This is a genomic window from Achromobacter xylosoxidans, assembly GCF_014490035.1.
Taxonomy (GTDB): Bacteria; Pseudomonadota; Gammaproteobacteria; order Burkholderiales; family Burkholderiaceae_B; genus Achromobacter; species Achromobacter bronchisepticus_A.
In genome coordinates, this window is record NZ_CP061008.1 from 6,238,185 (window position 1) to 6,252,396 (window position 14,212).

General features: G+C 60.4%; 14 protein-coding genes. 12 read left to right on the forward strand and 2 right to left on the reverse strand.

The genetic code is table 11. The annotated features are described in order from the left end of the window. Positions 1 to 40 precede the first annotated feature (40 nt). From IAG39_RS28930 to IAG39_RS28960, 7 genes are all read left to right on the forward strand, one after another. Positions 41 to 649 (forward strand): lytic transglycosylase domain-containing protein, encoded by a 609-nt coding sequence (locus IAG39_RS28930; protein WP_006222319.1) that lies wholly within the window; start codon positions 41 to 43, stop codon positions 647 to 649. Further along, the gene (locus IAG39_RS28935; RefSeq protein ID WP_006222320.1) at positions 649 to 1,704 is read left to right on the forward strand and encodes a CpaF family protein; all 1,056 of its coding nucleotides are present in this window, start codon (positions 649 to 651) and stop codon (positions 1,702 to 1,704) included. Before IAG39_RS28930 ends, IAG39_RS28935 begins: the two co-directional genes overlap by 1 nt. Next, the gene (locus IAG39_RS28940; protein ID WP_006222321.1) at positions 1,697 to 2,068 is read left to right on the forward strand and encodes a hypothetical protein; all 372 of its coding nucleotides are present in this window, start codon (positions 1,697 to 1,699) and stop codon (positions 2,066 to 2,068) included. Before IAG39_RS28935 ends, IAG39_RS28940 begins: the two co-directional genes overlap by 8 nt. Before the next feature lie 7 nt (positions 2,069 to 2,075). Next, positions 2,076 to 2,408 carry a VirB3 family type IV secretion system protein gene (locus IAG39_RS28945; RefSeq protein ID WP_006222322.1) on the forward strand — a complete coding sequence of 111 codons (333 nt, stop codon included), beginning with the start codon at positions 2,076 to 2,078 and terminating at the stop codon, positions 2,406 to 2,408. Next, entirely contained in the window at positions 2,399 to 5,032 is a 2,634-nt protein-coding gene (locus IAG39_RS28950) for a VirB4 family type IV secretion system protein (RefSeq protein WP_006222323.1), read from the forward strand. Before IAG39_RS28945 ends, IAG39_RS28950 begins: the two co-directional genes overlap by 10 nt. Positions 5,033 to 5,666: 634 nt before the next feature. After that, the gene (locus tag IAG39_RS28955; RefSeq protein WP_118931617.1) at positions 5,667 to 6,428 is read left to right on the forward strand and encodes a hypothetical protein; all 762 of its coding nucleotides are present in this window, start codon (positions 5,667 to 5,669) and stop codon (positions 6,426 to 6,428) included. Between the two features lie 306 nt (positions 6,429 to 6,734). Continuing rightward, complete coding sequence (locus IAG39_RS28960) at positions 6,735 to 7,754, forward strand: type IV secretion system protein (RefSeq protein WP_058207508.1); 1,020 nt, start codon at positions 6,735 to 6,737, stop codon at positions 7,752 to 7,754. A gap of 5 nt (positions 7,755 to 7,759) precedes the next feature. Here IAG39_RS28960 and IAG39_RS28965 read toward each other — a convergent pair whose 3' ends face one another. Then, entirely contained in the window at positions 7,760 to 7,921 is a 162-nt protein-coding gene (locus IAG39_RS28965; RefSeq protein ID WP_155523078.1) for a hypothetical protein, read from the reverse strand. Next, entirely contained in the window at positions 7,918 to 8,130 is a 213-nt protein-coding gene (locus IAG39_RS28970; RefSeq protein WP_052017976.1) for a hypothetical protein, read from the reverse strand. The genes IAG39_RS28965 and IAG39_RS28970 overlap by 4 nt, the downstream gene beginning before the upstream one ends. 246 nt (positions 8,131 to 8,376) lie before the next feature. Between IAG39_RS28970 and IAG39_RS28975 the strand changes: the two genes are divergently transcribed. Genes IAG39_RS28975 through IAG39_RS28995 form a run of 5 tightly spaced genes read left to right on the forward strand, consistent with a single transcriptional unit; the run spans position 8,377 to position 14,211 of the window. After that, the gene (locus IAG39_RS28975; RefSeq protein ID WP_054488777.1) at positions 8,377 to 9,186 is read left to right on the forward strand and encodes a VirB8/TrbF family protein; all 810 of its coding nucleotides are present in this window, start codon (positions 8,377 to 8,379) and stop codon (positions 9,184 to 9,186) included. Continuing rightward, on the forward strand, positions 9,186 to 10,154 hold the full coding sequence (locus IAG39_RS28980; protein ID WP_006225797.1) for a TrbG/VirB9 family P-type conjugative transfer protein: 969 nt from the start codon (positions 9,186 to 9,188) through the stop codon (positions 10,152 to 10,154). The genes IAG39_RS28975 and IAG39_RS28980 overlap by 1 nt, the downstream gene beginning before the upstream one ends. Beyond that, entirely contained in the window at positions 10,151 to 11,470 is a 1,320-nt protein-coding gene (locus tag IAG39_RS28985; protein WP_118931616.1) for a TrbI/VirB10 family protein, read from the forward strand. The genes IAG39_RS28980 and IAG39_RS28985 overlap by 4 nt, the downstream gene beginning before the upstream one ends. Next, positions 11,471 to 12,463: a TcpQ domain-containing protein gene (locus IAG39_RS28990; protein ID WP_006225795.1), complete on the forward strand. Its 993-nt coding sequence runs from the start codon at positions 11,471 to 11,473 to the stop codon at positions 12,461 to 12,463. Further along, positions 12,460 to 14,211: a PilN family type IVB pilus formation outer membrane protein gene (locus tag IAG39_RS28995; RefSeq protein ID WP_165867774.1), complete on the forward strand. Its 1,752-nt coding sequence runs from the start codon at positions 12,460 to 12,462 to the stop codon at positions 14,209 to 14,211. Before IAG39_RS28990 ends, IAG39_RS28995 begins: the two co-directional genes overlap by 4 nt. Position 14,212: the final 1 nt, after the last annotated feature.

Here is a 14,212-nt window from a genome sequence, read left to right on the forward strand (position 1 = left end):
GGCTCGCAGCCCGGCGGGGCTTTTTCCTCCAAGGTGCGACGTGCAGTTCCAAACCCGGTATCGATTCGCCGCCGCGATAGCGCTGTGGGCAATGCTCCCGTCGCACGCGCATGCCGACTGCATCGCCGCCGCAGCGGCCTATCACCGAATTGACGTTCAACTGCTGCAAGCAATAGTCATGCAGGAATCCTCCGGCCGAGCGGAGGCAGTGAACTGCGCCAATGCAAACGCATCCTGCGACTACGGCCTAGCTCAGATCAACAGCGTCCATCTGGAACGCCTGCAACGCTTCGGCGTATCGAAGCAAGACCTCTTCAATCCATGCGTCTCAGCCTATGTCGGAGCTTGGATTCTCGCTGAGAACTTCGATCGCCTTGGCGTCACCTGGGACGCCGTGGGCGCCTACAACGCCTCAACGCCCGCCAAGCGCGCCGCATATGCAAACAAAATCCAGGCGAAGCTCAACGCAATTCGTGCCGGCACTCTTATCCCGGTTCGCGTCCCCTTTTCACCGCGAACACCGGCCGACCAGCCGGCGGGCAGGTCTCCTGTCGCCGGAGCGGGCACAGCCCTCGCAATTGAGACAGCGGACCCTTCGCTGATCGCGGCAGGCCAGGCCTCCTCGCAGCGTTCGCAGGAGCAGCATTGATGGATGCGTCGACCACTTACGCGGAAGACATCCTGAGGCAACACCTCAGCGTGATTGAACCGTACCTCACCTCCAACGAAGTGAATGAGGTGATGGTGAACGCCGCTGACGACATATGGGTGGAAGAGCGCGGTGTCATGCGCAAGGTAGATGCGGGCCTTAGCGAGGAGCAAGTCGACCGCGCAATTACGTTGATCGCGAGCAAGAACGGCAAGCCAAACTCCCCACTCCTAGACGCGCGCCTGCCCGGCCTTCGAATCGCTGCCGCGCGCAAGCCCATCGCTCTGCGGGGCTCGATGCTCTGCGTTCGTCGTTTCGCCGCGAAGCGCATCTCTCTGGACAGCTACGTCGAAAGCGGTGCGTTCGACGTTGTCACGCAAGACCCACTCGAAACCGCCGCTGCCGACCAAGAACAAGCGTCCTTAAAAAGCGCCCTGCGTCATGGCGGCGCCGCGCTACGAGATTTTTTCCAGTGGATCATCGAGCGGCGTCACAACATCGTCCTCAGCGGCTCTACCTCCGCCGGAAAGACAACACTTCTCAACGCTCTTTTGGACCTTGTTCCGAGCACAGACCGCGTCATCACGGTCGAGGACACGGCCGAGCTGCGCCTGGCCGTACCCAACCATGTTGGCCTTGAAGCCAACCAAGCGCTCGGGATCAGCGTGCGTGACCTGGTCAGGCTCAGCCTTCGATGCAGGCCGGACCGGATTGTGCTTGGCGAGGTCCGCGGCGCAGAAGCTTTCGATCTCCTGGACGCTCTGAATACGGGCCACCCAGGTAGCCAGGTATCCCTGCACGCCGACTCCAGTGCTATGGCCCTGGCCCGCTTGGAGTCGATGCTGAGAATGGCACCAGAAACCCAAAACTGGCCTCTGCAGGACCTTCGCAGACAGATCGCAGCCACGTTCAGATTCGTCGTTCATGCCCAGCGCGTCGGGTCATCCAGAGGCCCCCGCGAGATCAGGGAAATCTTGGGCGTCGACTCAAATGGGTTGTACCAAACCCGCTTGTTGTTTTCCAAAATCCAACTCCAGGACCAACACTATGATTAGTCATCAATTGCACCAACTCCAGCAATGGATCCGTGGTCGTAGCCTCGCTACACGTACGGATAGGCTGCTCCTCGTAGCCTACGCGACGCTCGCGCTCCTCGCTCCAACCCCGGCTTTCGCACAGAGCATTTTTGGGGGCCGGCTTTGCTCCGGCTTCCAGGCGGTGGTTAACAACGAGCTGATCTCCGTTGTAGTGCTCGTCGCCTGCGTCGGCGCGATCTTGATGTGGTTGCTCGATGATGGCCAATCGAAGGTGAAAGTTTTCGCTCTCCGCCTGGCTGGCGGCATCGCATCCATCTTCGGTATCGCCACGGTGGTCGCGCTCGTGTCCGGGCGAAACCTGATGTGCTCTATCGGCGTCTGACGCAGCCATGGACGAGCGAGATCCGATCGATGAACTTGAGGTGGAGGTCGATAAGGCCCTCATCGAGAAACGCCGCATTATTGGGCTCGATCGGCGGGCGGCGGCGGCATTCTTGCTTTTGGCGCCTATGGTCGTGCTCATAAGCCGCAGCCTATGGATGGCCCTCATCGGCATCCCGATGTACCTAGGCATCCGGTACGTGATGCGCAAGGACCCGGACAAGATTGACGTGTACCAGGCATACAAGGCGCAACACGACCACTACGTTCCCCGCGCCACACGCGCCCAGAAGCGCAACAAGCGCCCGTTCGGCTTTGGCAGAGATTTCCCATGCTACTGACTGAGAAAAATGGCTACACGCTCGACGCCGGCACACTAGGCGAGCTCGAATCAGCGCGCGTGAGAGGCTTGGCATCCACGGCAGAACTCCTCCCCTGGATGTTCCGCTACAACGAACAGATCGTCGTCAACAAGGATTCCGCGTTGATGGCTTGCTTCGAGTACACGGGACCCGACACCGACAGTCAATCGGCGGCGCAGTTGCTGAGCCTCATGCACCAGGCTGAGCATGCATTCCAGGTCGCGAGCAGAAATCCGCTGACTTTCTGGTTTATCACGCACCGCCGACGGAGCGACCCGTATGCGCCCGCGGTCATGCCTGACCCCTACTCTCAGATCGTCGAAGACGAGCGCAGTAATGCGTTCAAGACCAAGTCGAACTACACGAATCGGCATTATCTCGCCATCGCCCTGAGCGCTTCTGCGGGTCTAGACCGCATCGCCGGCCGCTTCTTTCACGCGATGGCGCACGAGAAGGTAGGTCCCCTTCGTGCTGCGATCCACGCGCTGCGTGGAATTTGGTCTGACCAGGCAGACTTCGCATACACCTCCGTTGAGCTGGCGGCAGCCGTCAAAGACTTTGAGGAGCAACTGACTCGGATGCGGGCGAGCCTGCCTGCCCTTACGCTCACGCGACTCGTCGGGGATGAGCTCGGCGCATTCCTTGCATCCTGCGCCGCGCCTGCCGCGCCCCGTCGGAGTGCAGTAGCCATGGTGGACTTCCTCGATGAGTCGATGTCCCACGGCGAAGTTATCCCCGCAGAGGACTACATCCTTTTCAAAGCTGAAGGCCGGAAGCGAATCGGTGTTGTCACCTCGATACCCGCCGCGCACCAGTTTTATCCTTCCCGCATCCGCCCGCATGCACTGGATGACCTCCTCAAGGTTCCTGGTGAGCTGACGATCAGCCACGTTTATCGGATCCAAGACGCCAACGCCAGCGCGAAAATGATTGACCAGATGGGTTCGTACCATAGAACGAACGCGCTGGATCTGCGAGCGCTTGCTGCCGTTGCCGCAAACTCAGGCGATCCGAACTATGCACCGCGCGAAGACAGAGGACGAGTTGAAGCAGCGGACGAAGCGGAGGACCTGAAAAAGGGCGTTAGCCGCGGGAAGGCCTCCTATGGCCAATACACGCTGAGCATCACATCGCTATCCGCACCGTTCCAAAGCGACCTGGTTGAAGATTGGGACAGCGCTATGGACCAGGTCAGAACAACGGCCGGAAAGGTCGGTGACGCCCTGATCGGCGCAAAGTTCTTGCCTCTGGTCGAAACACTGGGCGCAATTTCTAGTTGGACGGCCACAATCCCCGGCGCATGGCGCGACATCGCACGATGGGCACCGCTACGCGCCGCTGTCGTCGCTCGCGCTGTACCTCTTCGCACCGTCTCGCAAGGCTCAAAGGAAAATCGCCATCTTTCGAACACGATGAAGCGGCCGTCTCCGGCCCTGGCTGGCCTGCCGACCGATTACGGCACGCCATACTTCTGGACCGGCTTCTATCACGATATCGGGCACACACTGGTGTCGGGGGAAACTGGCTTAGGGAAGACCACGATCGTCAACCTGGGCTGGACCCTCTTTCGGAAGTACCTCGGCTCCGACGTTTTCATCTTCGACCGAACCTTCTCAAGTCGTATCCCAATAATGATGCAAGGCGGCGTCTATTGCGATCCTGAAGACGCTAGCACCAATCGGCTGACGGTGAACCCCCTCTCACTTATTGGCGAAGTCCGGCACCTGAAGTTTGTCAAGGACTGGATCTGCACGCTCGCCGAGCGTCGCGGGTACCTCGCAACAAGCAACGACAGGGAAGAACTAGAAAAGGCGCTTCTGGCAACCCGCCAACTCCAGCGTAAGGACTGGAGGCTGCACGCAGTCTACGTGCAGCTCCCTGTCGGTTCCTTCCAGCATGCTCTGGCAGAGTGGGTCGGCGATGCCTTGAATGCGCGTTGGTTCGACAACGGCTTGGACATCTTCGATGAAATCGCGGCTGGACGAGCTGCCGCTGTTCTCGGCATCGAGATGGGAAAGCTCCTGGCGCAGCCGGACGTCCTCATCCCATATCTCATCTATTGCTTCTATCGCATTCAAGATCGGATTGAAAGTCGTCGCAACTCTGGACTGATTGCCCCGACGTTCATCGGCCTGCCGGAGGTATGGGGTTTTCTGGAGGAGCCGATCTTTGCAAGGAAGCTGGCCGAGTGGATCGATACCCTCCGCAAGCTATTGGGCTGCGTCTGGATGGACGCCCAGTCGCCGGAGCGGTACATCAACTCGCCGATATATGCGTCGATTCGGGACAACGTCCCGAACCGCATCATCCTGCCGTACCCGGCCGCCAAAACTTCGCCATCTCTGCGCAAGGCGTTTACGGAGCTCGGCCTAAATCCGCAACAAATCGACCAACTTGCCGAGGGCATTCCAAAGCAAGACTACTTTCTTACGCAGAAGGATGGCTTCATGCGGAAGGTTGCCTTGAAGTTGGATACACGCACACTGGCGGTCCTGCGGAGCGAACTGGACGCCCAAGCGCTGTTTGACCACTATCGCGCGTCCGACCGCGAGGACTGGCGCGACGCATACTTCCGAGAGGTGGTCCGTGCATCAAATCCGTAAATCGACAGCCCGCGCGCTTCTGGCGCTGCTCCTTATTGTCGAAGCGCCTGCATTCTCGGCACCATTCCAGCTCCCCGACACTTCCGACTATGAACCAGGTGGATCGGAGTGGGGATGCGGAGTGCTGCTATGTCTTGCCGGCATAAAGCCCCCTAGCCAATGCAGTGGCTACCTCAACCGGCTCTGGCGCGTCCTGAATGCAGTTCCGCCCGGACCGTTCCCTACGTGCGCAATGGCGGGCGCAAACAACTACGCAAAGAAGTCGCGCGAGCCATACGACCTTTGCCCGGCCGGCCACGAGCCAGCGCGGCGAGGTCAAGTGGTCGCTCAAGGGACGCCGACAGGCGAAACAAAGCGATTCAGGCCGAAATTCCGGCTTCAGGGGACCTATGCCACTTCGGAGCCCGACAGCAATGAGAGTGGCTCGCCCGGTCAACGCGCATGCGTCAGCGGATACGTCGGCCACTACGAGGTCTGCGATAACTGCGGCCCGGGCGGAGACGCCGGTGGCGGTACGCCCACTACCGTGCACGTGTTCAGCAGCGTGGTGTGGCTGCCCTATAAGGGCCCGCGTGCCATCGACGTCATCATCGACGGCGCGCTCTACAACCGTGTTCACTACTGAGGTACGACTATGCACTCGCCCAAACGCAGGACCGTCATTCGCGCCCTTACGGCGATCGCCATGAGTTGCTTCGCCATTGCCCCCAAAGCGTCCGGCATTCCGACCTTCGACGGCGCCAACTTCGCGCAACAGCTTTTGAGCGTGATGAACCAAACCCAGCAGCTCACGCAGCAGACCACGATGGTTCAACAAAACCTGGCGAACTTACAACGGCTTGGCGGAAATGTGCTCAGCCTGGCTGACCAGGCGTATAGCGGTCAGGGAGTCTCCATGCGCGACCTCGTTTCCAGTGTTTCCGATCTCTACCAAGCGGGCAAGCAGTTACAAGGGATGTACGACGCTGCGAGCGCCGAGATGAAGTCTCTCAACATGACCCCTGAGCGTTGGGGTACGGCCTTCGTCCACTTGGCTCAGACCAAGGGCGGGGTGTACCGCAAACAGCTCGACCAGGACTTCGCGACCATGGAGACCTTCGCGTCGCGTGCTGCAAATCTACGCCAGTTGTCCCGCCAGATTCCCGGCATTGAGGGCAACGTCCAAGGCCTGCAGCTCCTCAATCAGCAGTCCAGCGTCTTGGCCGGCGAACTCCTGGAGATGCGCAGTCTCATGCAGCGCCAGGTCGTGCTTGATCTCCAGGACCGCGCCACGAAAGAGGACCTCAACAAGCTTTCTGTTGAAGGCGCGCAACAGCGGTACGACGCGGTCACCAAAGAAGCCGCGAACAAGCGCTCCGCCATCGGAAAGATGAAAAGCCTCGAATTTGGCCTCTAGACATGACAGGTAAGCCTCTCCGTCGAGTACTACTCGCCCTTTGCCGCAGCCGTCGCGAGCTCCGAATCGTATGCAAGGAGCGGCGCAGGTACAGGGTGGAGCTTGCTGCGCGTGGCCGACTTGAGCACAAGCCGCTACGCGCGGCAGCGAAGTCTCTGCGGCTGTCGTTGGCGATCGCCATCGTGCAGGTCGACAGCGCGTCCCCCAACGCGCTAGCCGGCTTTGTCGCAGTGATTTTCACATCCGCCGCCCTCTTCGCGCTTGATGCAGGTGCTCGCGCGCTCGGCTGGCATCTCGGAGGCTGACATGGACGTCGCAGCCCTATTCAATCAGGCGTTCTCGGCCGTCAACACGGCCGGCTTTGCCCTGGCCGACATTTTTAAAGAGGAGGGGCTGATCCTCCTATCCGTTGGAGCCTCGGGTACGGCTCTCTGGCTTCTGCTCCGTGATTATTTCCTCGCCAGCGACACCGTCAAGTTCCTCGTCAGCCTCTTCAATCTGATCCTGAGGATGGGTGTGGTTTTGGTGATCGTGCAGAGCATGAATGGCGTTCCGCGAGATATGTTCGTTACCGCGACCAAGGAAGCGTCGACCAAGATTACTCAGGGCTCGGCAAATCCGGTCGAGATTCTCAAGTTGACGATGGACACCATCTCGCTCATCGCCGATGGCAAGCGCAAGGAATCGGAAAAGTCCCTCTACTGCAAGATGCATGGAGGGTGGTCACTGAATCCTCTGGACTGGATCATCGACTCACGCCCCGCCGAATGCGTCAACAAAGATCAGATTGGGTTCTTCGAGATTCTCAAGAACTTGCCCCTCATCCTTGTGATCTTTTTATGCCAAATCTTGGCAATCATCGCGATGGTGCTGATGTCGATCGCGTTCATTGTCGTCTTGCAGATGTCCTATGTCATGCTGCAGCTCGGTCTCGCCCTCGGGCCGCTGCTAGTCGGCCTATCGATCATCCCCGCTGTTTCCTTCTTGTTCGACGGCTGGTTGCGATTCATGATCGCTGCCTCGCTGCAGCAGCTTGTCGCGTGGTTTGTCGCTGTGCTCATAACGAAGGGTGTTGTCCCGACACTGGTCAGCTTTTACGACAAGATCGACAGCCGGAAGGAGGCGGATCTCTACTTCGCGTCCAATGAAATTGCGATGATCGCGATCGCCCTTTTAGGATTCATCGCTGCATACATGATGTGGCAAGTACCAGGCCTTGCACAGGCGCTCGTTGCGGGGGGCAGCGCAAACGCGCAAAGTTTCGGACGAGGGATGGTGGGCCGCGGCATGGCCGCAAAAATCTTGCGCAGCGGAGGCAAGCGATGACCTCCTCAACCCTCGCGCACTTCCCGCGCCCACTCCTCTTCCCATTCTTTGTCGAAGCGGTCAGCGTAGCTCTCGCCGACACCGTCGTCGCGACCCGCCGCAGCGAAGCCCTTCAGAAAAGCGCGCGCCAAGATCGCAAGCGCGGCGAATCCCAACAGTCCGCTCATCTCTTATCTCCGGCAGATGCATTTGCAGGGCAATCCATCCCGGCCAAACAAAGCGGTGTCATCTGCTTAATGGCCTCCCGCTTCGCCACGCTCGACTGTTCAATCGACGTTGCTGCGGTGGATCCCCGCGACTTCTGCAACGCATACACAGCCACGCCGATCGCAATCGCGGCGACGGCAACGAGCAAGCCGAACTTTGCTTTGGACATGGTGGACACCCCATACGATTTTTGTTCGATGGGCCCGAGTCTATCAAACGCCAACTCGGACCACTCTGGTATGGAGGGCCTCCGCAAGGGCGCCCTGCCCGCTGGTGTGGCCAACGATTGCCACGGGCAAAGGTCGAGCCTACGGCTTGAGTTTATCCCTTCCTACGGACTTTCTTCAAGCGGTAACTGCATCCGCGCCGTCGACGCGTGCGCGTCCACGCATCCTCTCCAACGCTGAGCCTAACCATGCCCCTCAACTTCAAGGGCCGCTTCATGCGCCGTCGCCGTCCAGATCTCCGCCCAACAGACACTTCCCAGCCGCCCGTCCAAACCGCGGAGGACCCGTCGTTCGACGCGCACATCCTCCCATTGACCCAACGCGCGCATCGTCTCTACTACGCGGTGTTCCAGCGTCCATTGCAACAAGCCGACCGCTCCGCGCTAGTCGCCTTCGCGTTCTTCCTCGTCGCCCTGGTCGAGGGCATTGCCCTATATCAGTTGGTGCCACTCAAGCAGCAGACCCCCTATTTCGTCGAGTGGGACGCCCGCTCGGGCGCGGTCTGGATTTCCGACCGTGTTGCCGAGCGATTCACGCCGGAAACCGCCAATAAGACGTTCTTTCTGCGCCAATGGGCCACCTGGCTACTTACCATCAAACCGAACCCGTCGGACTCAATCGACGTTGACATCCCGAAAGCAACTCGCTGGACCATTGGCACAGCGACAGATCAGCTCACCGACTACTTCGCCAAGGTCGATCCGATCGGCGTCCGCATAGCGGATCAGCCTGGACTCACGCGTGAAGTCACCGAGAACTCCACCACCTACAGCGTGGACGGTAAACAGGCCTACATGCTTCTCACCCTGCAAGAGCGCGTCAATGGCAAGGAATTCGGAGAGCCGAAAACCAAGCTTCTGACAATCCGATTCCTCCTTTCTACCGATAAGCAAGCGATCGATGAGCAGCGTTCCAACCCGCTTGGCGTCAAGATCGAGTGGTGGACCCTCACGGACTACTTCGGCCCCACGAGCGTTCGAATTCAGGGAGCACAGTAATGCGTCAGGCCATTTCCCTACTTGCAGCGGTAATCGCCGTGCTCTGCGTAGGCGTCCCGGCGCACGCGCAGGAGAGCGACGTCCGAGCAGAGGTCGCGCAGGCGCAGAAGCGTGCCGGAACGGGCCCGAACGCTGCAGTTCCGATGCCGTTGGATGCGCGGTTGGTCACTTTCAACTTCGATCGCGACTATGACTACCCCGTCTTAATGCGGCCTTTCACGATGGTTCATCTGGAATTCGCCGCCGGCGAGATCCTCAAGGGCTATTACGCGTCGGATACCAGCGCCAGCCGTTGGACGTTCAAGCCGGCCCGAACGAAGCGCGATCTTTTTGTCATGTCGAAGGGCGACAACCTGCTCAACACCGCGACGATCATTACGAACCTCCGCACCTATCAAGTCACCTTCGTCTCAGCATCCAAAGGCTCGTATTACAAGCGCGTCAACTGGGCTGCGGACCCCGATCAGGATTCCGCAGTAGCCGGCCTGGACACCTTCGGAGGCAATGGTCCGATGCCCGCCAGCCCGAACGGTCCAATGGGCAGCGCAGAATGGGACGCTCCGGCCCCAGCCGTCCGCTCTGGCTCATCGTCGCGTGCCCACCAGGGTGGGCGCCCGGCCGACATCGTCGACATTTCGAAGGCGAACTTTGATTACCGGGTGGAAGGTAGCGCGCCGTTCAAGCCCGCCATGGTTTTCGATGATGGGAAGTTCACCTGGATACAGCTCCCAGCCGACGTACAGGAGATTCCCGCCATCTTCGCGCTGGGAGCGGACGGAACGGCAGAGCTAGTCAACTTTACGGTTCGCCGCAATTACTTTGTGGTCCAGCGACTTTTCCCCGATGGGGCACTGCTGAAGCTTCGAAAAGATGAGGTCCGCATCTTTAACCGGCGCGGCAAAGCGTGCGGGCTCTTCGGCTGCGGCGTGTCTGGTGTCAAGAATCTCAACAGCGCGACATACCCATGAGTGCCGCTCCCTCCCCTTCCAGCAGTCCTTCGCCCCAACGCCGTACTGCGGTGTCGCGAGGACTGATCAAGATCGTCCTAATCACGTTCATCGCCGTCGTTCTCGGCTTCGTTCTCGTGCGACGGCTCGCTGGAATAGCGCCGGAATCCGCCGCCGAGGCCCGCGCTAGGAAGGAAGAGCAGGAGCGCGCCGCCAAGGAAGCAGGAAATCCATTCGCAGTGCAGCGGCTGATTGCCGACCAGCTACGCGACCGTCTCAGTCGGAACGAAGAGGCCGCGCCCAAGCCGTCTAATGCGCTGCAGATCGCTGATCAAGCTCCGACTACGGAGCCAACTCGCACCGAGGCCGATGCCAGGCGGATAGAGGACCACCGCAACACAGTGACAATCGCGCAACAGGAGGATCTCTCCGCAGTGGAGATCGGTTTCTGGGAATCGCAGGACGCCGACGAACCTCAAACCACGATCGGGCGATCATCGCATCGCGACCCAGCCGGCGCGGAAGCAGCACTTCGTGACGTGTCTACCGTCGCTACAGCAGCCGGCATCGACACCTCCGGCTTTTCCGCCGGGGGTATACCTGGTGCGCAGCCGGCCGGTGACCCCGCCAACACGGTTGGCCAGGTCGTTGGACCGCAGGCCAGTGCCGGCCGACAGGCCGGCACTCCTGGCAACATAAAGCCGCCGTTGTTCGCCTCCGCAGCGCCATCCTCATACTACATCCGCGAAGGTTGGATCATCCCTGCTGTGATCCAGCAGTCCCTGAATACAGATGCCCCGGGCACGTTCCGCGCCATGGTGACGTCGGACGTCTACGACAGCCTACGTGGCGAGCACCTCCTCATAGAGAGAGGCACCGCGCTCACTGGCGAGGTGAGCACGGACATCGCTGAAGGCCAAAGCCGCATCCTCATGTCTGTCAACCGGATGGACTTCCCGAGCGGCGGCCGGGTGGCTCTAGGCGGCTGGGACATTTCCGATCGGACGGGCGCCGCAGGCATTGCTGCACAGGTTGACGACCACTTCTGGCAGCGCTTTGGAAGCGCCTTCGGCGTAGCTGCAGTGGCGGCGCTGGCAGGCCATTACGACAAGAGCCAGAACGTCACCATAAACGTGGGAAGTGGCGGCTCGAACAGCGGCAACGCCACTTCGACGCTGACAGGCACCGCGGGTCAAGCACTAAGCGACACCGTCCGTCAGATTCTCCAACGGAATCAGTCGATCAAGAGGACCCTCACGCTCGAACCTGCGGACAAGATAAACATCGTCGTCGCGCGAGATCTCGTGCTTGACCCCAACATAGTCAGGAGCTACTGAATGCAGAATCGCCTCACCCATCTAATAGTCATTGCATGGGCTGCGCTGATGCCGCCCATCGCCACCGCCGCCCAGCCCGAGTTCTCGGCCCCCGTGCCGGCCGTGTATGAATTCAACTGGAAGCAGGCCGGCGACAGCGGTATCTCTCCTGTGCAGATTTTTGACAACGGCAAGAGGGTGTATCTGCAGTTCGCACCCGGAACCGAGATCCCGGCCATTTTCGCCGACGCACCTGGCGGGCGAATTCTGCTCGCTTGGGAGGCGCAGTCTCCATACATTGTCGTGCCTCATATGGAAGCCCGCCTCGCTTTCAGACTCGGTAAGCGAGAAGCGGTAGCGTGGCGCGCTGGGATTCCGCCTGAAGGCAGCTACACGGGACTGGCCACGCCGGCTCGACAGACGGGCAGCGCCGCGGTCCCTGCCACGAGAGAGCAGTTGGCATTTCGTCGCACTGCCGCTGACGCCGCTGCCGGGCCTGACCCGTCGTACAAGCCAATCGTTGCACCCGCCCCTGCGTTGCAGGCGACCGCACAGCCCCTCGTCGCCTCGATGCCAGACGGCTCCAGTCTGGCCGCGTTCATGGGAGTCGCCTTAGGCGGACCCATCGCGGAGCCAAAAACGGGAGACAGCCGCTCCGGAGCTGACGTCATTGCGCCAGGTGGCGCCACTCTCGCACCCGTCACGACCGTCGATGTCACCGCGGCCACAAGCACCGCTCCGCCCGTTCCGCCGCCACCCCCCGTCCAGGAGTGGCACGCCGAGACGGGTAAGACCGTTCAACAGACGCTCGACGGCTGGGCCCAAGCGGCAGGGTGGCAGCCCGTCAAGTGGCACCCCGATTTCGACTACATCATCGAAGTCCCGGTCACGCTCCGAGGCGAATTTTGGGATGCGGCCAATGACCTGCTAGCTGCGTATGACGTCGCCAAAAGGAAATTCAATGGCCTCGCCTATCGGGACAACAAAGTACTGGAAGTGATGGAGAGGAAATGATGAGAAAAGCAATTGTGATCGCGATCGCATTCGCGACGACCCTGTCTGGCTGCGCTCTGCAGCGCATTAAGGATACCGAGGCGCGCGTGGACGATGCCTACGGCGAGCACGCCGCCAGCGCAGCCAGCATGCGAAAGACCCGAGATCGCGCAGTGGAGGTAATCGATCGCCCGTGGGTATCGAAGACGCCAATTACGCGGCCGTCTGCGGCCGCATATCCCGCACCCCTTCAATGCCCAATCACATTTGTCCCTGCCGCTGCGATCAGCGTATTTGAGTTTGGACAAACGGTGACGGCGTTGTGCGGAGTGCCCGTCAGGATCACCCCTGATGCCATCACAGCGCTGAGCGGTGGTGCACGCACCGCCGCCAGGACGCCTGATATGACCCCACCGACGGGATCCGGGGGGCCGATCCCCCCAGGCGGGGTCGGCGCCCTCAGCGCAGGCTCATCGCTGCCCTCGATGTCCGCACGAGACACAACGATCTCCGGCATTCGTTGGGACGGCAAGCCCCTACCGGGGCTGCTCGATGCCGTGACCTCACGACTGGGCTTGAGCTGGACTTTCCGTGATGGCGCCGTCCAGATCCACTACCTGGACACCCGAGTCTTTCGCATATACGCAATCCAGTCCAAGACCAACATGCAGTCTGTCGTGCAATCTGGCACCCAGCTTGCATCATCCGGCACTAGCGGTCAGGGTGCCGCCGGCGCCACGTCTTCCTCAGGCTCAGGCGGGAGCACCGTGTCAGGCGGCTCCACACAGACGACGATGGTTTCGATTGAATCGAACTTGGCGGAGGATGTGGACCGGATGATCAAAAGCATGCTCACTCCAGGTCTGGGCCAATCGAGCTTGTCCGTCAGCACTGGGACCGTGGCGGTCACGGACACGCCGGACGTGCTCAGCCGCATCGCGGCCTATCTCAAAACAGAGAACCGAAACATCACGCGACAGGCCCTTTTCAACATCACCGTGGCAGTCGTGCAGCGGACAGAGACAGATGACCAAGGCCTCGACTTGACTGCTGTGTACAAGTCGCTGAACGGCAACTACGGAATCACTGTCGCCAATGCCTTCACCGCAGCCTCTAGCGCGGGCTCGGCCTCAATCGGAATCTTGGACACCGCAACCGGCACAGCCGGCCAGTTCGCTGGCTCAAAAGCCATTCTCCGCGCGCTGTCGAGCCAAGGTCGCGTATCGATCGTGACACAGCCCTCGGTCACGACCCTCAACTATCAGCCTGTCCCAGTCCAGGTAGCAAAGCAGACCAGCTATCTTGCTGCAGTATCCAACACCGCCACGGCTCAAGTTGGCTCAACCTCGGCGCTCACACCGGGGACCGTCACGACCGGCTTCTCCATGGATCTTCTCCCGTTCATGATCGACAGCGACCAGATGCTGCTGCAGTTCACGATGAACCTCTCAACAGATCCTCGCCTGCGCACGGTCACGAGCGGCGACAACTCCATTGAAGTCCCGGAGGTGGACAGCCGAATCTTCTCCCAACGTGTACGCCTCCGATCAGGTCAGACGCTGATTCTCTCCGGCTTCGAGCAGAACGTCGACCGCGGGAACAGGAGCGGGATGTTCAGCCCATCAAACTGGCTCACGGGCGGTGGGGGCTCCACGAACAATCGACGCGAGGTGGTCGTGATTCTAATCACCCCTATCGTCTTGGATGATGACTCCGAGATTCACGAGTCTGGCGGCAGCGCTGGCGACTACAGAGCAACAGCGAGCTGAG

Excerpts from the sequence above, each read along its gene's own strand:
- IAG39_RS28935 (WP_006222320.1), top strand. The coding sequence starts at position 649 with ATGGATGCGTCGACCACTTACGCGGAAGACATCCTGAGGCAACACCTC.
- IAG39_RS28940 (WP_006222321.1), top strand. The coding sequence starts at position 1,697 with ATGATTAGTCATCAATTGCACCAACTCCAGCAATGGATCCGTGGTCGT.
- IAG39_RS28945 (WP_006222322.1), top strand. The coding sequence starts at position 2,076 with ATGGACGAGCGAGATCCGATCGATGAACTTGAGGTGGAGGTCGATAAG.
- IAG39_RS28950 (WP_006222323.1), top strand. The coding sequence starts at position 2,399 with ATGCTACTGACTGAGAAAAATGGCTACACGCTCGACGCCGGCACACTA.
- IAG39_RS28955 (WP_118931617.1), top strand. The coding sequence starts at position 5,667 with ATGCACTCGCCCAAACGCAGGACCGTCATTCGCGCCCTTACGGCGATC.
- IAG39_RS28960 (WP_058207508.1), top strand. The coding sequence starts at position 6,735 with ATGGACGTCGCAGCCCTATTCAATCAGGCGTTCTCGGCCGTCAACACG.
- IAG39_RS28965 (WP_155523078.1), bottom strand. The coding sequence starts at position 7,921 with ATGAGCGGACTGTTGGGATTCGCCGCGCTTGCGATCTTGGCGCGCGCT.
- IAG39_RS28970 (WP_052017976.1), bottom strand. The coding sequence starts at position 8,130 with ATGTCCAAAGCAAAGTTCGGCTTGCTCGTTGCCGTCGCCGCGATTGCG.
- IAG39_RS28975 (WP_054488777.1), top strand. The coding sequence starts at position 8,377 with ATGCCCCTCAACTTCAAGGGCCGCTTCATGCGCCGTCGCCGTCCAGAT.
- IAG39_RS28980 (WP_006225797.1), top strand. The coding sequence starts at position 9,186 with ATGCGTCAGGCCATTTCCCTACTTGCAGCGGTAATCGCCGTGCTCTGC.
- IAG39_RS28985 (WP_118931616.1), top strand. The coding sequence starts at position 10,151 with ATGAGTGCCGCTCCCTCCCCTTCCAGCAGTCCTTCGCCCCAACGCCGT.
- IAG39_RS28990 (WP_006225795.1), top strand. The coding sequence starts at position 11,471 with ATGCAGAATCGCCTCACCCATCTAATAGTCATTGCATGGGCTGCGCTG.
- IAG39_RS28995 (WP_165867774.1), top strand. The coding sequence starts at position 12,460 with ATGATGAGAAAAGCAATTGTGATCGCGATCGCATTCGCGACGACCCTG.